Source organism: Herbidospora mongoliensis (assembly GCF_001570545.1).
Taxonomy (GTDB): domain Bacteria; phylum Actinomycetota; class Actinomycetes; order Streptosporangiales; family Streptosporangiaceae; genus Herbidospora; species Herbidospora mongoliensis.
Window position 1 is genome coordinate 37,693 of sequence record NZ_BBXD01000013.1, and the last position, 17,202, is coordinate 54,894.

Genomic DNA, 17,202 nt, shown 5'->3' on the forward strand with positions numbered 1-17,202 from the left:
CCGATCAAAAGTGAGGTGCGGACCATGTCTCTGACCATCAGCGATTCGGTGATCTGGCAGGAGACCGCCGACGGCGTGTCGCTCTACCACACCGAGACCGGCGACTTCTCGACGCTGAACGAGACCGGCTCCAAGATCTGGATGATGGTCGAGGAGACCGGCGAGCGGGAGCCGATCGCCCTGACGATGTCGCGGGCCTACGCGCGCGGCAACGACGCCGTGAGCCACCGCATCGTGTCCGAGGTCAACCGGTTCATCGGCTCCATGGTCGAGAACGGCATGATCCTCGAAGAGGCGTGATGTCCCGCGCTGTGGTTCTGGGCGGCGGGCTGGCCGGGGTGCTGGCCGCCGCCGCGCTGACCCGGCACGCGGACGAGGTCGTGGTCCTCGAAAGCGACCACTACCCGGCGAGCCCCCGCCCGAGGCGGGGGCTTCCGCAGTCCCACCACAACCACGTGCTGGTGGCGGGAGGCATCCGGGCCCTGGACGAACTCCTGCCCGGAGTGATCGACGATCTCCTGAACGCGGGGGCCCACCGCCGCAACATGCCCGGCGACTGCCTGATCTTCTCCGGCGAGGGCTGGTTCCACCGGGTCAGGACCGATGCCGACCTGATCGCCTGCAGCAGACCCTTGCTGGACGAGGTGGTCAGAAGACACATAGATGTCGAGGTCATCCAGGGCGTCACCGCAGTCGGGCTGGCCGGGGATGCGGGAAGGGTCACCGGAGTCAGCGTCACAACCGACGTGATGACCGGCGAACCGGGAGAGGTCACCACAACCGGCGCGACTCCCGACGAGATTCGGGAGGCTGCCGGGACCGGGGTGATCAGTGCCGATCTCGTGGTCGACGCCACCGGCCGCCGCTCCCAGGTGCTCCATTGGCTGGCCGCGCTCGGCGTCCCTCCGATCGAAGAGGTCAGAGTCCCCTCCGGTGTCTCCTACGCCACCCGCCTCTACGAGGGCCCCGGCGACATTCCTGCCGTGATGGTCCACCCCAAATACACCCCAGCCAGAGGCGGGACGTTGTTCCCCATCGAGGGCAACCGGTGGATCGTCACCATGACCGGCGACCCGCCCCTCGACGAAACAGGATTCGACGAGTACGCGCGGGCTCTCAGAGACCCCGTCATCGCCGACCTGATCGAGAACGCGAAGCCCGTCGGGCCGATCCGGCCGTGTCACGACACCGCCAACCGCCGGCGCTACTTCGAGAGGGCCCGGCTCCCCGAAGGGTTCCTGGCCGTCGGGGACAGTGTCGTCACGGTCAACCCGGTCTACTCACACGGCATGTCGGTCGCCGCGCTGACCGCGCTGAGAATCGCCAAGGAGGGCCCGAGCCAGCAGGCCGTCGCGGAGGAGGCGGACCGGTCGTGGCGGATGGCGGTGGCCGAGCCGATCAAGGGCGCCGGTAACCCCAGGGTCGGCCGTGCGCTGCTGAGCAGTCCGGGCATCGCCGCCGAACTGTTCCACAGCCAGGCTCTCATCCCGGCCGTACGCGACCATCAGGCCATATTTCAGGCCATAGTCAACGACCTGGAGGAGCCGCTCACGGCCGAACAGGCCCGCGCGCAGTTCCCGGAGCTCAACGCTTGGGACCGATGAAACCCAGCTCGTAGGCGATGCCGACCGCGTGCGCGCGGTTGGCCGCCTGCAGCTTGTCGAGGATGCGCGCCAGGTGCGACCGCACGGTCCCCGCGCCGATACCGAGTTTGTCGGCGATCTGGGCGTTCGACAGCCCGGTCGCCACCAGTGCCAGCACCTCGGCCTCCCGGCGGGTCAGCGCCGCCAGGTGGTGGTCGACGCCGGTCATCGCGCCCGCGATGCGGTCCCTGAGCCGGGTGATCATCGCCGTCGAGATGAACGTGTGCCCGGCCGCGACCGTCCGGATCGCCGGCACGATCTCCGCGAACAGCGACTCCCGGTGGACGAATCCGCCGATGCCCTCCCGCAGCGCCCGCCCGAGCAGCTCCTCGTCGAGTTCGTCGGCGACCAGTACGACCTGAGTACGGCACCGCATCAGCGCCCCGACCGTGAGCGCGAAGTCCACCCCGGAGGCGAGCAGCGCGGCGCTGACCACGACGACCCGGGGGCGCTGACGCGCCACCAGATCGCTCAGCCGGGTCCCGGCGCCGGCCTCGCCGACGACGTAGACACCGGTGCCCATGTGCAGCGATCCCCTGAGTCTGGCCCGAACCCCCCGGTCCGGCTCGCCGACGACGACCCTGACGGGCATCGTCTCGACCGAGAGGGCCAATTCGGCCTGATGTGTCACCTGACTACCTGAATTGACCGTTTTTCCGCCACCGGCACAGAATGCGCGCATACGAAAATGCTCACCAGAGCAGGGCGATTACTCATGAGAGCCGCCCGCAGAGGCGGCATACTCACGCGCCCACTCCGCGTCAACCGGCCGGTCAGTCTCCGGCGGCCTCGACGACCCGGATCGACGAAGCCCCGAGACGCTCACTGACCTGCGTCAACGTGAACCCGGCCGCGTCCAGGAGCGCGCCGAACTCCGAGCGGGTGCGTTCCCTTCCTCCGGTGTAGACGAGCATCGCGAGATCACTCATCACGACGCCCGACGCCTCGGGCGCGGCCAGACTCTCGGGCATGACAGGCTCGATGACCAGTAACCGTCCGCCCAGTCGCAACGACTTACGGCAACCCCTCAGCAGCCGGACGCAGGTGTCGTCGTCCCAGTCGTGCAGGATGCCCTTCAGGATGATGACGTCGCCCTCGGGCACGGCGTCGAAGAAGTCGCCGTTCTCGATCCGGCACCGGTCTGCGACGTCCGCCAGGATCGGCACAGCTGCCGCGGTGCCTTCGGCCGAGTCGAAGAGCACACCGTGCGCGTCGGGGTGCCGGCCCAGAAGTGCGGCCAGCAGGGTGCCGTTTCCGCCGCCCACGTCCACGACGGTCGTCCCGGAGAAGTCGAACGGGACGAACTCGGCGACCTGGCCGGTGCCCTCGCGCATGGCGGTGTTGAAGATCGTCGAGAGCTCCTCCGAAGCCGCGAGGTGCTCGAAGAGCGGCCGGCCGTGAACGTGGTCCCAGGCGGTCTCGCCCGTTTGCACCGCCGAGGTCAGCGCGCCCCAGGCCTGCCAGGTCGCCGGGTCGCCCAGGAGCAGCACACTCGACCTGATCGAGCGGGGATGACCGGCACGCAACGGCTGGCCGAAGGCCGACAGCGCGTAGCGTCCCGGCGGGATCTCGATGGCGACGTCGAGCACGACCAGCGCGCGGAGCAGCCGGTGGAGTGAGTCCTGATTTACCTGGACCTTCACAGCCAGATCCGCCACGCCGATCGGCCCTCGGGCCAATACATCGGGCAGGCCGAGCTTCGTGGCGGCGTACAGGATCTGGGAACCGGCGAAGCCGAAGGCCATGGCCGAGAGATTCTTCATGGGCCCACTCGCAGGGGAAGGCGGCGCACGCCGTGGATGAACAGGTCGGGGGTCCACTCCAACTCGGCGGTGGTCAGCTCCAGAGGACGCCGGACGAGCGCACCGATCGCGGCCCTCGCCTGCAGCCGGGCCAGCGCGGCCCCCAGGCAGAAGTGGATGCCGTGGCCGAGGCCGAGGTGCCGGTTGGGGGTGCGGGCGATGTCGAACACGTCGGGGTCGGGGAAGACGGCCGGGTCGCGGTTGGCGGCCAGCAGCACCGGGATGATCATGTCTCCGCGAGGGATGACGACGTCTCCGAAGACCGCGTCGGTCAGCGCATAGAGCGGCCGGGAGTGCCCGACCGGACCGTTGAACCGCATCATCTCCTCGACCGCCGAGTCGATGAGCTCGGGGTCGTCCCGCAACAGAGACAGCTGACCAGGGTGTCGCAGCAGTTCCAGCACCCCGTTGCCGATGAGGTTGACCGTCGTCTCGTCACCCGCCATGACCAGCTGGAACACGCTGGAGACGAGCTCCTCGTGGTCCAGCTCGTCGCTCAGGGAAAGCCGGGTCAGCAGGTCCTCGCGCGGTGTCTCGCGGCGTTCGGCGATCTGTTTCTCGATGTAGCGGACGAAGGCCAGCCCGGCCGCCCTGATCCGGGGCGCGTGGTAGCTGCGCAGCATCGCGTCGCTCCACACGCGCAGTTTGGCGGCGTCGGCCAACGGGAAGCCGACGAGGTCGGCCATCACCAGGATCGGCAGCGGCAACGCCAGCTGGGCGATCACGTCGACCTCGCCGTGCAGGCCCGCGACCAGCTCGGCCACGATCTCGTCGATCCGTTCCGACAGCCGGGCGACCGTGCGCGGGCCGAACGCGGGCGCCATCAGCCGCCGCAGCCGGGTGTGGTCGGGCGGGTCGAGGTTGAACATGTTCCGCCGGACCACGGCCAGCGGATCGTCCACGCCCGCGTGCACCGTGACCTGCCGCCCGATGGCCGGATCGAGCAGCGCCCGCTGCACGTCGGCGTACCGGGTCAGGTACCAGGCGCCGTTCACGTGAAAGACCGGCGCCTCCGCCCGCATCCGGTGCAGGACCGGATGCGGATCGGCGCGCGGGATGCCGGGCATCAGCGTCTCCGCTGGGCGTCCAGGGCGAAGAACGGCGTGGCGGTGCGGCCGAGGTCGTCCATGCCGTAGAAGCCGCGCCGGGCCATCTCGACGTGCGGCGGCGCGGTCTTCCAGTGCCGCAGGAACAGCCGCGCGCAGAACTCCGGCGGCGGCGGGGCGGCCTTGGCGGTGGCGCGGGCGAGCTTGGCGGCGATGAGCAGGCCGGACCACTCGTCCCATTTCTCGTGGGCGCGCAGCCGGTCGAGCACCGCCCGCCGCCAGTCCTCCGACTGCCAGACCGGCCAGACCCGCATCATGACGAGCTTCAACCGCTCGGCCATCGGCAGGGCGTGCTCGGCTGGGGCCAGCCATTTCGCCAGCTCGGGGGGCAGCTCATCGCCGTACACACCGAGTTTTTCCTGCGTGTACGCCTCGCCGCCGAACTCGGTCAGCAGCTCTTCCAGGACGGCGGCGTGCACGTCGGGATACTCGGGCGCGAACAGCCTGGCCGCGTTCATGACGTCGAGGTCCCGGGCCGAGCGCCACTTCAGCGCCTCGTAGTGGGTGATCCCGGTCAGCGCGATGTCGGCCGACCAGGCCCCGGCGACGTCGGGGCGCTCGCCGCTGACCTCTTCCAGAGCCAGGAGGGCGTCGAGCCGCTTGACGTCCCACTGCTCTTCTCTGAGTACGGCCAGCGCCGGCCGGTCCCCGGGATCGAGCGCCTCGGCGAGTTCGTCCCACGACCGGTGCGTGAACGGCCGGGCCTTGGCGGCGGCGATGATCCGCGCGCCGGCCTCGGGGTCGACGGTCCCCCGGGCGACCCCGTGTCGCAGGTTGACCAGCGCGACCGTACTGGCTTGGTAGCCACGCTCGGCCGGGCCGTGCATCACCGCGACCTCGTCGTCGCCGTCGACCGCGCCGGAGGAGAACATCTCGTAGACCTCGCCGACGCCGTTCATCCCGAACGGGGACAGTTCGGCCGCCCGCAGCGCCCCCATCGAGGCCGCCCCGATGACGTGGACGCCCTCGTTGAGCAGCCAGAGGATCTCCTTGTGCCCGACGGAGAGCCGCTCGCGGTAGTAGCCGTCGATGATGACGGCGGTGTCGTCGGGGCCCCACTCCTCTTTGAGCAGGTCACCCCGCGCGGCGGGCGGGACGACAGTGGCCTCGGGCAAAACGGCGTGCACGTCGTCGGCCGACAGGGTCGGCCCGGTGTAGACGACGACCTTCATCAGAACACCTCCGGGATGACGCGGCTGCCGGGGGCCAGCACGCGGGCCACCGGGACTCCGATGTCCGCGCGGGTCAGGTCGGCCACCATGGGTGCGTGCCCGAAGGCGACGGCGGCCCGCTTGACGACGTCGTCGAGGTCGTCGACGAGGCTGCCGCGCGCGGGCACCTCCTGGATCCCGGCGCCGCCTTCGACCAGGGCCGGATAGTCGGTGGCGAGCTGTTTCTGCGCGCCGGCCTTGAGGTCGTCGCGGGCGCCGGAGATGTAGGCCAGCCGCGACTGCGCCGCCTCGGTGATGGCCCGGGACAGCGCGATCTCGGCGCTGAGATGACATCCATAGCCCATGAAGGGCGGCGGATAGTCGTCACACGTGATCCGCACGACGAACACCGACAGCCCGGTGGGTGAGGGCACCGACCGGCACTCCATCGTGACCCGGGCGCGGGCCATCAGCTCTACCAGCACGGCGATGACCGGTGATCCCACCGACAAGGCGTCGACGATCTCGCCCTTGTCCCTGCCGGTCAGCCACCCGGTCACCGCGTCGCGTTCGATCACTTCGTAGAGGGCGTGAAGAGTGGCCTCGACGAGGGTGTTCCCGCTGGCCAGGCCGTTGGTCGACTCGAAGAACACCGGCGCGTTCCAGCCCGTCTTGCGGGTCAGCCGGAACGCGACCGTGTCACGGGGGACCAGCGTCTCGGCCCCGTCCGTCAGCGACCGTCCGGCGACCCAGGCGATGGGCAGCCCATCGTGCAGAACGGTCGGCGACGACAGCGGGAGGTGTTTCACGTCGTACCCGAGATGCAGTTCCCTGGGCGGCGAGACGGTGAGCGCCTCCATGGGCTGCTCGGCGTGCCAGAGCTCGATCGACTCCATCATCGCCGACAGTTTCGCCAGGTCGGGGGTGACCCCCTTGCCCTGCGAGACCGCCAGTGTCCGCGAGGCCGGCCGGATCGCCTGGAAGGTCGGGATGCCGATGTGGTCGAGCCGGGTGATGTCGGCCACCCGGGTGATCCCGACCAGCGGGGCGGCCTGCCCGGCCATCTTCAGCGACTGGGCCGGTCCGACCGCCCGGTCGGTGCCGGGGAGCAGCACCTTCGAGGCGTCGGCGGCGGAGCGCAGCCATGTGGTGTCGGTCATCGTCTCGTCTCGCCCCCAGGGGATCAGATGTTGCGTGCGCGGTTCAGCAGCGCCCGGCCGCCGATCGTGTAGCCGACGATCGCCATCACGGCCAGGATGACCATGTCCCGCCCGGCCGCCCCGAAGCCGAACAGACTGGCGTCACGCATGCCGTTGATGGCGTAGGTCAGCGGGTTGACGTGGGAGAACCACTGCAGGACCGTCGGCATGCTGTCGTAGGTGTACATCGACGGCGCGCTGAACACGAGCACCGGCAGCGACAGGTTCGAGCCGACCATGAAGGCCTGGTAGTCGGTGACCGTGATGGCCGCCGCCAGATAGAGCCCGTTGATGGCCAGCGACGCAAGTGTCAGCGCCACCAGCAGGGCCAGCCAGCCCTCCAGGTCGAACGGGAACTCGAAGATCAGCACAGCGGCGATGAGGCCCAGCAGGCTCTGCCCGAGCACCAGCGACACACCGGCGATCATCTTGCCCATCAGGAAGCGCGATCTTCTGAGCGGGTACGACCAGAGCTGCGTCGCCACCCCGCTCATCTCCTCCTGGAAGATCGCCATGGCCGAGGTGCCGGCCGCGCTGACGACCGACATGCCCAGCGTCATCGGCAGCAGGAACACCGCGAACCCGACGGCCAGGCCCTTGTACTGCACGGTCTGCACCAGGTTGCTCAGCGAGGTGTTGACCAGCAGCAAGTAGATGAGCATCGGGGCCAGGCCGAGGATCAGGTAGACCCGGTTGCGGGCCAGCAGCGCCCACTCGCGGTAGACCACGGCGCCCAGGTCGGCCTGCCGGGCGGTCCCGGCGGACGGCGGCTGGTGCTGGAACGTCAGCCGGTCGGTGGGGGTGCTCACGCCGTCGCCTCCTCAGGCTCCGGAGCCTTCTCGGTCATCCGCAGGAACGCCTCTTCGAGCGAGTCGGACACGGTCGACACACCCGTGATGGCCAGGCCCGCCAGCGCGGGCAGCACCTCCTGGGCCTTGGCCCCGTGGATGCGCACCTCGTTCTCACCGGTCGAGGTCTCGTGGCCGGCGCCGCGCGCCCAGTCGGCGACCATCTCCCTGGCCAGCGCGTCCTCCACGGTGACCTGCACGTGGGTGCTGCCGAACTCCTCGACGATCTCGCGGGGCTTGGCGAACCTGACCACCTCGCCCTTGTTGATGACGAGCACCCGCTGGCAGTTGCGCTCCAGCTCCTCGATGTGGTGGGTCGTCCACAGGATGGTGACGCCGTGCTCCTCGCGGAGCCAGGTGACGAACTTCTCGACCTGGCGGCGGCCGGCGACGTCCAGACCGGCGGAAGGCTCGTCGAGGATCAGCAGCTGGGGGATGCTCAACAGGGCGCGCACCAGCTGGAGACGCTGGCGCTGGCCGCCGGAGAGCTGGAAGCACATCCGGTCGAGGGCCTCGGTCAGGCCGAGGAACTCGACCACCTCCATCGCCCACGGCTCGATGGTGCGCCACTTCAGGCCGCGGAACTTGGCCGCGATGTGCAGGTTGTCGAGCGCGGGCAACATCATGTCGAACGGCGCCGTCTGGTGCATCGCACCGATGCCGCTCTTGGCCTCGACCGGCTGGCGGATCGGGTCGACGCCGAACACGCGGATGTCGCCCGAGGTGGGGGCGGTGACACCGCAGATCAATTTGATGAGACTGGTCTTACCGGCGCCGTTGGGGCCGAGCAGTCCGCAGGTCTCGCCGCGCGCGATGTCGAACGACACGTCGTTCACCGCGGGCCGGCTCATTCCCTTGTACTGCTTGGTCAGCCCCGTGGCCGTCACCACGTCACTCGACACGGCCATACTCCACCCTCTGTCTCTCGGAGCGGGTTGTGGCTTGAGTATGGGCTTGTGATCAGTAGGGCCGACAACCCCACGAAAGTGGGCTTATGCCGAACGGCAGAGGCCTGATTGTGTCGCCCGGGTCGATGAGAACACCATCGGCCCATGGACACGGGCTCGTACACCCTGCGCATGCCGGTGGCGACGCGCGGCGTGAGCTGGCGGCTCCCCGACGACACCGATCCCCGGGCCACGCTCCCCTGCGTGGTGCTCGCCGACCGCACCGGAATGGGGGAGTTCACCGGCCTGCAACGCGGCCTGCGCACGCTGGGCGTGCCGAGCGTCCGCATCGACGCCGGTTCGGTCGCCGCGCTGACCCGGCACGAAGACGGCTCCCTCACCATCGACGGCCGCCGCATTCTGCCCACGGTGACGTGGGTGCGGCACTTCGCCTTCCAGACGGGGCAGGGCGCCCACGCCCTGTTCCGCGCGGAGTCATGGGTGGCCCTGGTCGACCAGGTCACGGCCCTTTCCTCGGTACGCATCCCCGACGGCCTCGACCCCGGCAGGCTGGCCCAGCTCGACGGCGCGGCGAAGGCCGGCATCCGGGTGCCGCGCACGATCGTCACCACCGACCCCGGCAGCGCGTCGTTCCCCAGCAGGAAGGTCGTGGTCAAGGCGCTGAACCGGCACTTCGTGGAGGCCGAACCCGGCTTGCTCGAAGGCGTCTTCCCGGAGATCGGCGACCGGACCGCCTTCCACTCGCGGGACGTGCCGATGATCGTCCAGGAGTATGTCGAGCACACCGCCGAGCTGCGGGTCTATCACGTGAACGGCGAGATCAGGGCCTTCCAGGTCGACAAACCGTCACCGGCGGCGATCTGGCGCGACGAGGACTCGGTGACCGTGACCCCCGTCGCGGTGCCCTCCGACGTGGCCGAGGCGGTGACCCGCCTGGCCGACCTGTGGGGCCTGCGCTACGGAGCCTTCGACTTCCTGCTGACCACCGACGGGCCGGTGTTCCTGGAGGTCAACCCCGACGGCGACTGGCGCTGGTTCGAGTCAAAAGCCGGGGTGGACGACATCTCGATGGCCACCCTGGCGATGGTCCGGAGTCTGCACCGCGAGACCACCCGCATCGATCTGACCGGGTTCCTCCTACTCGGCGGCCCCGGCCGGCCGCCCGCACTGGACACGCGGGTGCTCGGCCCGCTGGATCTGCGCATCGGCGGCGCGCCCGTCCACATCGGCGCCCGCAAGTCGCGCCTGCTGGCCGCGATCCTGCTGTCCAACCCCAACGAGGTCGTCCCCACCGACCACCTCATCGACTCCCTCTGGTCCGGCCGCCCCCCGGCGACCGCCCGCAAGAACCTCCAGGTGTACGTCTCGGAGCTGCGCAAACGCCTGGGCGACCGCATCTCCTACGAGGGCTGGGGCTACCGCCTGGACGCCCAGCGCGACGAACTCGACCTCCTCCGCTTCCGCGACCTGGCGGCGGCCGGACGCGAGATGCGCAGAAGGGGCGCGGGCGACGCGGCGCTGACCCTGCTCGACCGTGCGCTGAACCTGTGGCGCGGACGCCCCCTGGCCGAGTTCGCCGGCGTCCCCCTCGTCGACGACGCGGTCGGCCGCATGACCGAGCTCTACCTGACCCTCAACGAGGACTGGGCCGAACTGCAGATCGAGCGCGGCCGGTTCGTCGACGTGCTGAACCGCCTCGACGGCCTGGCCGCCTTCTTCCCCGCCAGGGAACGCCTGATCGCCGCCCGGATGACCGCCCTGGCGGGCTGCGGCCGGGCCCCCGAGGCGCTCGCCCAGTTCGAGGCCGTCCGCATCAGGCTGTCGGCCGACCTGGGCATCGACCCCAGCCCCGTGCTCAAGCAGCTCTACACGTCGATCCTGATGGGCAAACCGGCCACAAGGCCTCGCAATACCAGCGGTTAAGCGCGCAATCCTACGCTCGGAGAAGCAAGCGATCACGCGAGGAGTCAGAATGGATCTTGCGTACGACGACCTGATAAACGATCGCGACCGTTCATTGATCGTCATGCTGGCCCGGGGCTATACGACCACCCGGATCGCCCGCGAGATGCACCTCAGCCGCTACACCATCGCCGAACGCATCAGCAAACTCCTCGAGCAGTTCGCCTGCTCCAACCGCAGCGAGCTGGTGGCCTATTCGTACGCCCACCGGTTCCTCAACGTCGGCGTGTGGCCGCCGGGGATCCTGAAGGCGGGACCGTCTCCGCAGCGCTCAGCCTGACCCGGCCCGCCACGGTTCGGTGTGCGCGGTGTTCATGACCATGGCCAGCGTCGTGTAATAACCGGCCGTGGCCACCGCCGCGACCACGCGCTCCTCCCCGAAAACCGCCACCGCTCTCGTGTACGTCTCCACGGAGACGTCCTTGGTGCGCTGCAACTCGTCGACGAGGTCCCACATGGCGGCCAGCCGGTCGTCAGACGGGCGTTCGTGCCGGGCGACGGCGTCGATCTCCTCGGCCGGCACCCCCTTGGCCAGCGCGATCGGGTGATGGAAGGCCCACTCGTAGGGCTGGTCCCAGTGCCTCGCCACGGTGAGGACGACCAGCTCGACGAGGTCCTCGTCGAGGACGCCACCGAAGCGGATCGTCTCCCCCACGAGCTGGAGCCGGGTCATCAACTCGGGGCTGCGCAACAGCGGCACGAACGGGCCGGAGATCTCGCCGCGCGGGCCCGCGGTGATGGCGTCGACGGCGCGGCGCTGGGCCTCGGTCGGTTCTTCGGGGAAGGGGATGCGGTTCGTATCAGTGGCCACTTATATAAGGTAGTGGCATGCACGCCTTCGACGTCTTGGGCGATCCCGTCAGGCGGCGGATCCTCGAACTGCTCGCCGACGGGGAACGGCCCGCCGGGGAGGTGGGCGCGATCGTCCAGGAGGAGTTCGGCATCACCCAGCCCGCCGTGTCGCAGCACCTGCGCGTGCTCCGCGAGAACGGGTTCGCGACCGTGCGGGCCGAGGGGGCCCGGCGGCTCTACGCGGTCGACCCGGCCCCGCTCGCCGAGATCGACCGGTGGCTGACCCGCTATCGGGATCAGTCGTCGTAGGAGGCCTCGCACTCGCCTCCGGGCTTCGACACGTCTTCCTTGACGACCGTGCCGTCGACCGTGATGCGGCAGGTCAGCCGCACGCCGTCTGGCGCTTTGGCCGTGACGGACAGGTCGTCGAGCGTGTCGACGTCGAACGGTTCCCGGATGGGCAGCACCATGCTCGGGCTCGTGGTCTCGCTCTCAGCCGTGACCAGCGACACGTCTTCGGCGGTCGCCTCCTGCTTGTCGGCCTCGATCTCCAGGACGCCCTTGTGGATCCCGGGCCCGTTCGGGTCGAACATCTCGCCGGACCTGTCCGGACGCTCCCAGGAATCGTCTCCATCGTCGAACCCGGCGGGCAGCAGAACCAGCGCCGCCAGTACGGCCGCCCCGGCCACGAGGCCGATCTTCCAGCCGGTGTTCGGATCGCGGTGGCCCCGCGCCCGGGCCCTCCGGGCGAGCAACGCGAAGGCCAGCGCCGGAGCCCACATGACGCCGAAGCTCGCGAACCCCAGGACGAAACTGATCCACGCGGCCGTCATGTAGCCCTTGCCGGGATCCTGCAACGGCATCGCCGGCTGGTAGCCGGGCGGTGCCGGCGCATAGGTGACCTGAGTGGGCTGCGCGTAGGCGACCGGGGGCGGCGGGTAGGCCACCGGCGCCAGCGGCATGCCGGGGATCGCCGGCAGGTCGTGCATGAGCTCGTTGAGATCGCCCCAGGTGACAGCCGTCTGCGCGCCGGCGAGCCTGGTCGACAGTTCCTGGTCGTTGAGCCGCCCGACGACGTAGTGCTCACGCAGAATGGCGCAGGCGCGTTCGCGCTCGCCGTCGGAAACACGGATGTGCTGCAATTCCGACCTCCCCCTGTATGCCATCCAAACTAGCTCACCCCCAAGACCTGATTCGGGTCTGGTGAATTCGGCTTGGGACTCGGGAGATGGGTAACCCATTTACCGACATTTCCGGTTTGGCGAACAGAGGGATTAGGGCGCGGCGGTTATTCGGGCTCGCCGATGACGGCGGCCAGGTGCGTCCGATCTGGCCTGCGGGTTCGTGAGATTGTCGGTCGGGGTGCCTAGGGTCCGGGGGCATGACCTCAGCGACGCAGGCGTACAGCTACGCCGCGCCCTCCTCTCTTGTCGACGGGCGTCTCGGGCTTTCCACGTCCGGCGGGCGGGCCCTTTCCGGTCCGGTCGCGGCCCCCAAGTTCTTCAGCGGTCTGGTCACCCAGGCGGCGCCCGCCGCGGCGGCGCTGCTCGGGGTGGCCGACGTCGCGCTGGCGCGCTACCACCAGGCGCAGGCGCGGCCCAGCTGGGTGCGCGATCCGGTCGTCACCTGCAACGGCGACCGGTTGCGGTTCGAGTCGTTCTCGGCCTGCGGCGGGGTCTACGCCCGGCTCGACCTGCTGGGCGGCGCCCTCGACGGCGAGGTCTTCGACCGGGGCACCACCAACGTCGACGTCAACCCGCCGCTGCGCGAGGCGCTCGCCCGGGTAGGCGGGCGCGATCCGCTGCACCTCGGTGTGGGGGCCGACGAGCTGGTCGTGACCACGTTCGACGGCGCTGTGGTGGAGAAGAAGGTGCCGCTCCCCGAGCGGTGGCTGCGCGGGTTCGCCGAGGTGCAGGTCATCGCGGCGGGCATGGACCAGCGCGGCGAGTCGGCCGGCATGACGGCCGTCCGGTTCCTGCGCGGGCTGCCCAAGAAGGCCGACGTCTGGGTCGCCCAGACCGGCCGTGAGCTGCGCGTCTTCGACTACGAGGCGCCGGGCTCGGTGTATCTGGGCGGCACCCACCGGCTCGCCACGCTGCTGCCGTTACTGCGCTTCGCGAAAAGCCTGCGGGTGTACGGCCCCACGGAGGCCGCCTCCAGCGCGTGGGAGCTCGAACTGCCCGGCATGCGCTTCACGCTGACCCTGTCGCCGGATCGCTGGCGCGGCTTCTCCGGTGAGGGCGCCGTCCTCGACGACCTGTCCACCGACGAGGCCGAGAACGACGCCGACGTGGTCGGCATGCTGCTCAACTTCGAGCCCGAGGTCGAGATCGGCCTGCTCGCCGACCGCTCGGGCCTGCCCGCCGACCGCGTCAAGGCCGCACTCACCCAGCTCGGCGTGGCCGGCCGGGTCGGCTACGACCTGGCCGAGGCGGCCCACTTCCACCGCGAACTCCCCTACGACAGCGTCCACGCCACCCGCCTCAACCCCCGCCTGGCGGCGGCCCGCGCGCTGGTCGAGACGGGAGCCGTGCGGGTGACCGGCGAGACGGCGACCGTCCAGACCTCGGGCGGCCTGCGTGCGGTGTCGCTGGCCGACGGGTCGTGCACCTGCCCGTGGTGGTGGGACCATCGCGGGTCGCGGGGGCCGTGCAAACACGTGCTCGCCGCCCGGATCGTCGCCCGCGCCGACGTGGCGGCGACGCTGTGAGCGCGATCGTCGCCCTGATCAGGAACAACCGGCTCCGCGAACTGCGCGAACGGCTGCTCACCCTGACCGAGGCGCAGCGCGGCGAGATCGGCCGCGACCTGCCCGGCGTGGTGAAAGACCTGCGCGCGGAGCAGATCGAGGAGCTGAACCGCCGAGACTTCTACGACGACTGGGAGCGCGACTGGGAGCGGAGCCGCGCGGTCGACGAGATGCTCGACAGCCGGGCGACCGCGCTGCTGCTCGCCGGCCTCGGCACGATCACCGGCCCCGCCGCCGCCGTCTCGTGGATCACCAGCCGCGACGTCAACCGCCGCCAGGCCCGCGACGTCAACGTCGCCGACGCCGTCAAGATCGCCGCGTCCCGCCCGATCGAGTGGCAGCAGGACGTCGCCGTGCGCCTGGCGCGCCGCATCCGCCGTCCGGACGACCGCATCGCGCCCCTGGCGATCGCCCTGCTGCGCGCCTCCGGCGCCGAGCCTCCCGACCACGACCCGCTGGTGGCCGCCTGGCTCCGGGCGATCACCCACCCCGGCGACCCGCTGACCCCGAAGCTCCTCCCCCGGATCTTCGACGCCGAGGGCGCCGGCCGCGAACTCCGCGACGAATACCTCACCCCCGCTCCCACCCGCTGGCTCGCCCGCGCCCGCAAGGACCTCCCCCGCGACCAGGCGATCGACGGCTGCGTCAGCCGCTTCCTGCGCGGCGGCGACGCCCAGGACCTCCGCTTCTTCGTCCGCCTCCACGATCTCCTCGCCCCCACCTTCGACGAGACGGCCGAACGGCTCCGCGACTACCTGCGCCTGCTGCCGGCCGCACCCGGCACCGTGGCCGACCTCGCCGCCAAGCAGGTCAAGCGCCTGTTCCCGATCGACCGCGCCGACCTGGTGGAAGCGGTCGAGTCGCTGACGTTCCGCCCGGAGGCGAAGCTGGCGACCGTCGGCCTGAGGTGGCTCGACGCCGAACTCAAGCGCAACCCTTCCGCGGTGGCGGAGTTCACCCCGGCACTGCTGACGGCCTACGGGCACACGTCGTTCGACGTCCAGTCGAGAGCGGTCGACCTGACCGTCAAACACGTGACCGACGCCTCTCTGATCGCCGACGCGATCGAGTCTCTGCCCGCCGGCCTGGGCGCCCGTCTGTCGGCCCACTTCAGCGGCGAAGCGGCACCCGAGGAGACCCGGCCCGCCGTGACGTTCCCGCCGCTGCCGGAGGTCGCCGCACCCCAGCCGTTCCCCGAGCCGACGGTCTCCACCACCATCGAGGCGGCCGCCCACTGGGTGACCGCCGAACGCTGGCTGGCCGCGTTCGTGACCCGCGCGACCGCCGACCGCGAGGCCCTGCGCGCCGAACTGCACCGCCACCAGAACCGCGGCAGGTGGCAGCCCCGGTGGGACGTGTGGGTCGACCCGCGCGACTGGATCAAGGCCCTGTACACCGAGCTGATCACCCCCGGCGCGACCCCGGACGAACCGCAACACATCCCCTGGCGACCTGAAGACCACCTGGTGGCCACCAAGCGCACTCTCGATCCCCGGCGGTGGACGTTCACCGGGAATGTCGTCGCCTTCTCGGCCGAGCCCTACGAATACTTCCCCGGCCCGGATCCGAGCGCCCACGGTCACCGGCCGGCCGAAAGCGGTGTCGAAAGGCCGGGGCTCGTCTACGAAGCGCCGGAGCCGGCGGTCGCCGAACACGTGGCGAGCCTGGTCGATGTGGAGCTCGTGGAGTCCGTCGACGAGCCCGACGGGCCGGCCGTCTTCCACGGCCATCACTTCGTGGAGGTCAGTCCCCCGGCCGGTCCGTGGGTCGAGCCCGGTCAGATGGGGCGGAACGGTGAGCGGCTGCCGGCGGCCGAACATGTCCCGCCGCTGCACCTGTTCCTGCTGCACCGGTTCGACGAACTCCTCGACGCCCTGCGCGCCGACGCCCTGCCGCCCGTCCTGCTGGCGACGCCCACCCTCGGCAACGGCCACCTCGACCCGGAGGTCCTGGCCGACCGCCTGGAGACCTGCGCCGAAGCCGGCGTCGAACCGCTCCCGGCCGACCTGGCCCAGGCGCTGATGCGCCTGCCGAGAGGCGCCCACCCGGCGGCGGCCGAACGGGCCGCTAAGGTCGGCTCGTCGGCCGGCCACGCGGCGGCCGAATGGCTGGCGGGTGACGGCATGCCCGACCCGGTGACAGGGTTCGACTACGCCCGCCCGTCCTACGCCGGTGACGGCATGCCCGACCCGGTGACAGGGTTCGGCTGGGCGCGCCCGTCCCACGCCGGTGACCGGCGGATGGTCCCGGTCCTGCGGGTGGCCGCGCCCACGGGCCACCGGTTGATCGACGAGGTGCTGCTGGCGACACCGACCGCGCGTGCCTACGGCGGTTACCCCGACGCGTTGAAGTGGTTCCCCTCGATCGTGCCGTCGCATCGGGAGGTGGCGTCGGTCAACTATCTACTCCACGCCGTGACGTCGTGGGAACACCCGACCATGTCCATCAAAACCTTCCAGCCGATCGCCACCACCGACGGCCCGACGGGTGACGCGACGGCCGTCATCCTCGGGCAGTTCCTGTCCTCCCAGCCGACCGGCAAGGTGGGCGAGCTCATGCTGAGCCTGGCCGCCCGCGACTCCCTCCCCGCCACGGCGCTCGGCAGGCAGCTGGGCGTGCTGCTCTACTGGCAGAGCCTGGAAGTCGGCCCGCTGTTCGAAGTTCTGGCCGACCTCGCCCACAAGGGGGCGCCCCACCAGGTGTGGGACATCCTGCGTCCGCTCCTGCCGTCGCTGATCCCCGGCGAGGGCCGGCGGGTCACCGCTCCCCTCTCGGAGGCGATCGTCTTCGCCGCCGACGTGGCGTCGTGGGTCGGCGCGAGGGGCGAGATCCCGGAGATCACGGCCTACGCGGCCGGTAGGAGCAGGAGTCGCTTCGCCCGGGAGTGCCGCCGCCTGCGCGACCAACTCAACCCGGCGCGGGTCTGAGCCTGATGCGGCCGACCCCACCCCGGCCGCACCAGCCGACAGAAGTCGCGCATGTCTTTCCCCAGGTCAAAGCCCTGGTTGTCCCGGATGGCCGGGACGGCGGGTCCACCTGGGG

At 70.4% G+C, this 17,202-nt stretch carries 16 protein-coding genes; 7 read left to right on the top strand and 9 right to left on the bottom strand.

Going from position 1 to position 17,202, the window contains the following annotated elements; genetic code table 11:
• The first annotated feature begins 24 nt into the window (after positions 1–24).
• Both AW272_RS17335 and AW272_RS17340 read left to right on the top strand, forming a co-directional pair.
• On the top strand, positions 25–300 hold the full coding sequence (locus AW272_RS17335) for a PqqD family protein (RefSeq protein WP_157518604.1): 276 nt from the start codon (positions 25–27) through the stop codon (positions 298–300).
• Positions 300–1,604, top strand: coding sequence for an NAD(P)/FAD-dependent oxidoreductase (locus AW272_RS17340; protein WP_066366065.1), 1,305 nt, complete (start codon positions 300–302; stop codon positions 1,602–1,604). Before AW272_RS17335 ends, AW272_RS17340 begins: the two co-directional genes overlap by 1 nt.
• On the opposite strand, the gene AW272_RS17345 is transcribed toward AW272_RS17340, so the two are convergent.
• The 7 genes from AW272_RS17345 to AW272_RS17375 all read right to left on the bottom strand — a co-directional run bounded on the left by AW272_RS17345 (position 1,585) and on the right by AW272_RS17375 (position 8,651).
• On the bottom strand, positions 1,585–2,274 hold the full coding sequence (locus AW272_RS17345) for a response regulator transcription factor (RefSeq protein ID WP_066366067.1): 690 nt from the start codon (positions 2,272–2,274) through the stop codon (positions 1,585–1,587). The genes AW272_RS17340 and AW272_RS17345 overlap by 20 nt on opposite strands.
• 142 nt (positions 2,275–2,416) lie before the next feature.
• Positions 2,417–3,406 (bottom strand): methyltransferase, encoded by a 990-nt coding sequence (locus AW272_RS17350; RefSeq protein WP_066366070.1) that lies wholly within the window; start codon positions 3,404–3,406, stop codon positions 2,417–2,419.
• Positions 3,403–4,512: a cytochrome P450 gene (locus AW272_RS17355; protein WP_066366072.1), complete on the bottom strand. Its 1,110-nt coding sequence runs from the start codon at positions 4,510–4,512 to the stop codon at positions 3,403–3,405. The genes AW272_RS17350 and AW272_RS17355 overlap by 4 nt, the downstream gene beginning before the upstream one ends.
• Positions 4,512–5,723 (bottom strand): TfuA-like protein, encoded by a 1,212-nt coding sequence (locus AW272_RS17360; protein ID WP_066366075.1) that lies wholly within the window; start codon positions 5,721–5,723, stop codon positions 4,512–4,514. Before AW272_RS17360 ends, AW272_RS17355 begins: the two co-directional genes overlap by 1 nt.
• A complete protein-coding gene (locus AW272_RS17365; protein ID WP_066366076.1) occupies positions 5,723–6,862 on the bottom strand; it encodes a YcaO-like family protein in 1,140 nt (379 codons plus the stop codon). The genes AW272_RS17360 and AW272_RS17365 overlap by 1 nt, the downstream gene beginning before the upstream one ends.
• A gap of 23 nt (positions 6,863–6,885) precedes the next feature.
• Complete coding sequence (locus AW272_RS17370; protein ID WP_083958408.1) at positions 6,886–7,710, bottom strand: ABC transporter permease; 825 nt, start codon at positions 7,708–7,710, stop codon at positions 6,886–6,888.
• On the bottom strand, positions 7,707–8,651 hold the full coding sequence (locus AW272_RS17375; protein ID WP_169807561.1) for an ABC transporter ATP-binding protein: 945 nt from the start codon (positions 8,649–8,651) through the stop codon (positions 7,707–7,709). Before AW272_RS17375 ends, AW272_RS17370 begins: the two co-directional genes overlap by 4 nt.
• Before the next feature lie 150 nt (positions 8,652–8,801).
• Between AW272_RS17375 and AW272_RS17380 the strand changes: the two genes are divergently transcribed.
• Positions 8,802–10,580, top strand: coding sequence for a BTAD domain-containing putative transcriptional regulator (locus AW272_RS17380; RefSeq protein WP_066366080.1), 1,779 nt, complete (start codon positions 8,802–8,804; stop codon positions 10,578–10,580).
• A gap of 49 nt (positions 10,581–10,629) precedes the next feature.
• The gene (locus tag AW272_RS17385) at positions 10,630–10,899 is read left to right on the top strand and encodes a LuxR C-terminal-related transcriptional regulator (RefSeq protein ID WP_066366082.1); all 270 of its coding nucleotides are present in this window, start codon (positions 10,630–10,632) and stop codon (positions 10,897–10,899) included.
• Here AW272_RS17385 and AW272_RS17390 read toward each other — a convergent pair.
• Positions 10,891–11,430, bottom strand: a complete 540-nt coding sequence (locus tag AW272_RS17390) for a carboxymuconolactone decarboxylase family protein (RefSeq protein WP_066366085.1) — start codon at positions 11,428–11,430, stop codon at positions 10,891–10,893. The two genes, AW272_RS17385 and AW272_RS17390, sit on opposite strands and share 9 nt — an antisense overlap.
• A gap of 17 nt (positions 11,431–11,447) precedes the next feature.
• Between AW272_RS17390 and AW272_RS17395 the strand changes: the two genes are divergently transcribed.
• Complete coding sequence (locus AW272_RS17395; protein ID WP_083958409.1) at positions 11,448–11,720, top strand: ArsR/SmtB family transcription factor; 273 nt, start codon at positions 11,448–11,450, stop codon at positions 11,718–11,720.
• Here the strand turns inward: AW272_RS17395 and AW272_RS17400 are convergent.
• Complete coding sequence (locus AW272_RS17400) at positions 11,708–12,553, bottom strand: DUF1707 SHOCT-like domain-containing protein (protein WP_066366087.1); 846 nt, start codon at positions 12,551–12,553, stop codon at positions 11,708–11,710. The two genes, AW272_RS17395 and AW272_RS17400, sit on opposite strands and share 13 nt — an antisense overlap.
• 239 nt (positions 12,554–12,792) lie before the next feature.
• Between AW272_RS17400 and AW272_RS17405 the strand changes: the two genes are divergently transcribed.
• Entirely contained in the window at positions 12,793–14,121 is a 1,329-nt protein-coding gene (locus AW272_RS17405; protein ID WP_066366089.1) for an SWIM zinc finger family protein, read from the top strand.
• On the top strand, positions 14,118–17,087 hold the full coding sequence (locus AW272_RS17410) for a hypothetical protein (protein WP_066366091.1): 2,970 nt from the start codon (positions 14,118–14,120) through the stop codon (positions 17,085–17,087). Before AW272_RS17405 ends, AW272_RS17410 begins: the two co-directional genes overlap by 4 nt.
• Positions 17,088–17,202: the final 115 nt, after the last annotated feature.

Excerpts from the sequence above, each read along its gene's own strand:
- AW272_RS17335 (WP_157518604.1), top strand. The coding sequence starts at position 25 with ATGTCTCTGACCATCAGCGATTCGGTGATCTGGCAGGAGACCGCCGAC.
- AW272_RS17340 (WP_066366065.1), top strand. The coding sequence starts at position 300 with ATGTCCCGCGCTGTGGTTCTGGGCGGCGGGCTGGCCGGGGTGCTGGCC.
- AW272_RS17350 (WP_066366070.1), bottom strand. The coding sequence starts at position 3,406 with ATGAAGAATCTCTCGGCCATGGCCTTCGGCTTCGCCGGTTCCCAGATC.
- AW272_RS17355 (WP_066366072.1), bottom strand. The coding sequence starts at position 4,512 with ATGCCCGGCATCCCGCGCGCCGATCCGCATCCGGTCCTGCACCGGATG.
- AW272_RS17360 (WP_066366075.1), bottom strand. The coding sequence starts at position 5,723 with ATGAAGGTCGTCGTCTACACCGGGCCGACCCTGTCGGCCGACGACGTG.
- AW272_RS17365 (WP_066366076.1), bottom strand. The coding sequence starts at position 6,862 with ATGACCGACACCACATGGCTGCGCTCCGCCGCCGACGCCTCGAAGGTG.
- AW272_RS17380 (WP_066366080.1), top strand. The coding sequence starts at position 8,802 with ATGGACACGGGCTCGTACACCCTGCGCATGCCGGTGGCGACGCGCGGC.
- AW272_RS17385 (WP_066366082.1), top strand. The coding sequence starts at position 10,630 with ATGGATCTTGCGTACGACGACCTGATAAACGATCGCGACCGTTCATTG.
- AW272_RS17395 (WP_083958409.1), top strand. The coding sequence starts at position 11,448 with ATGCACGCCTTCGACGTCTTGGGCGATCCCGTCAGGCGGCGGATCCTC.
- AW272_RS17405 (WP_066366089.1), top strand. The coding sequence starts at position 12,793 with ATGACCTCAGCGACGCAGGCGTACAGCTACGCCGCGCCCTCCTCTCTT.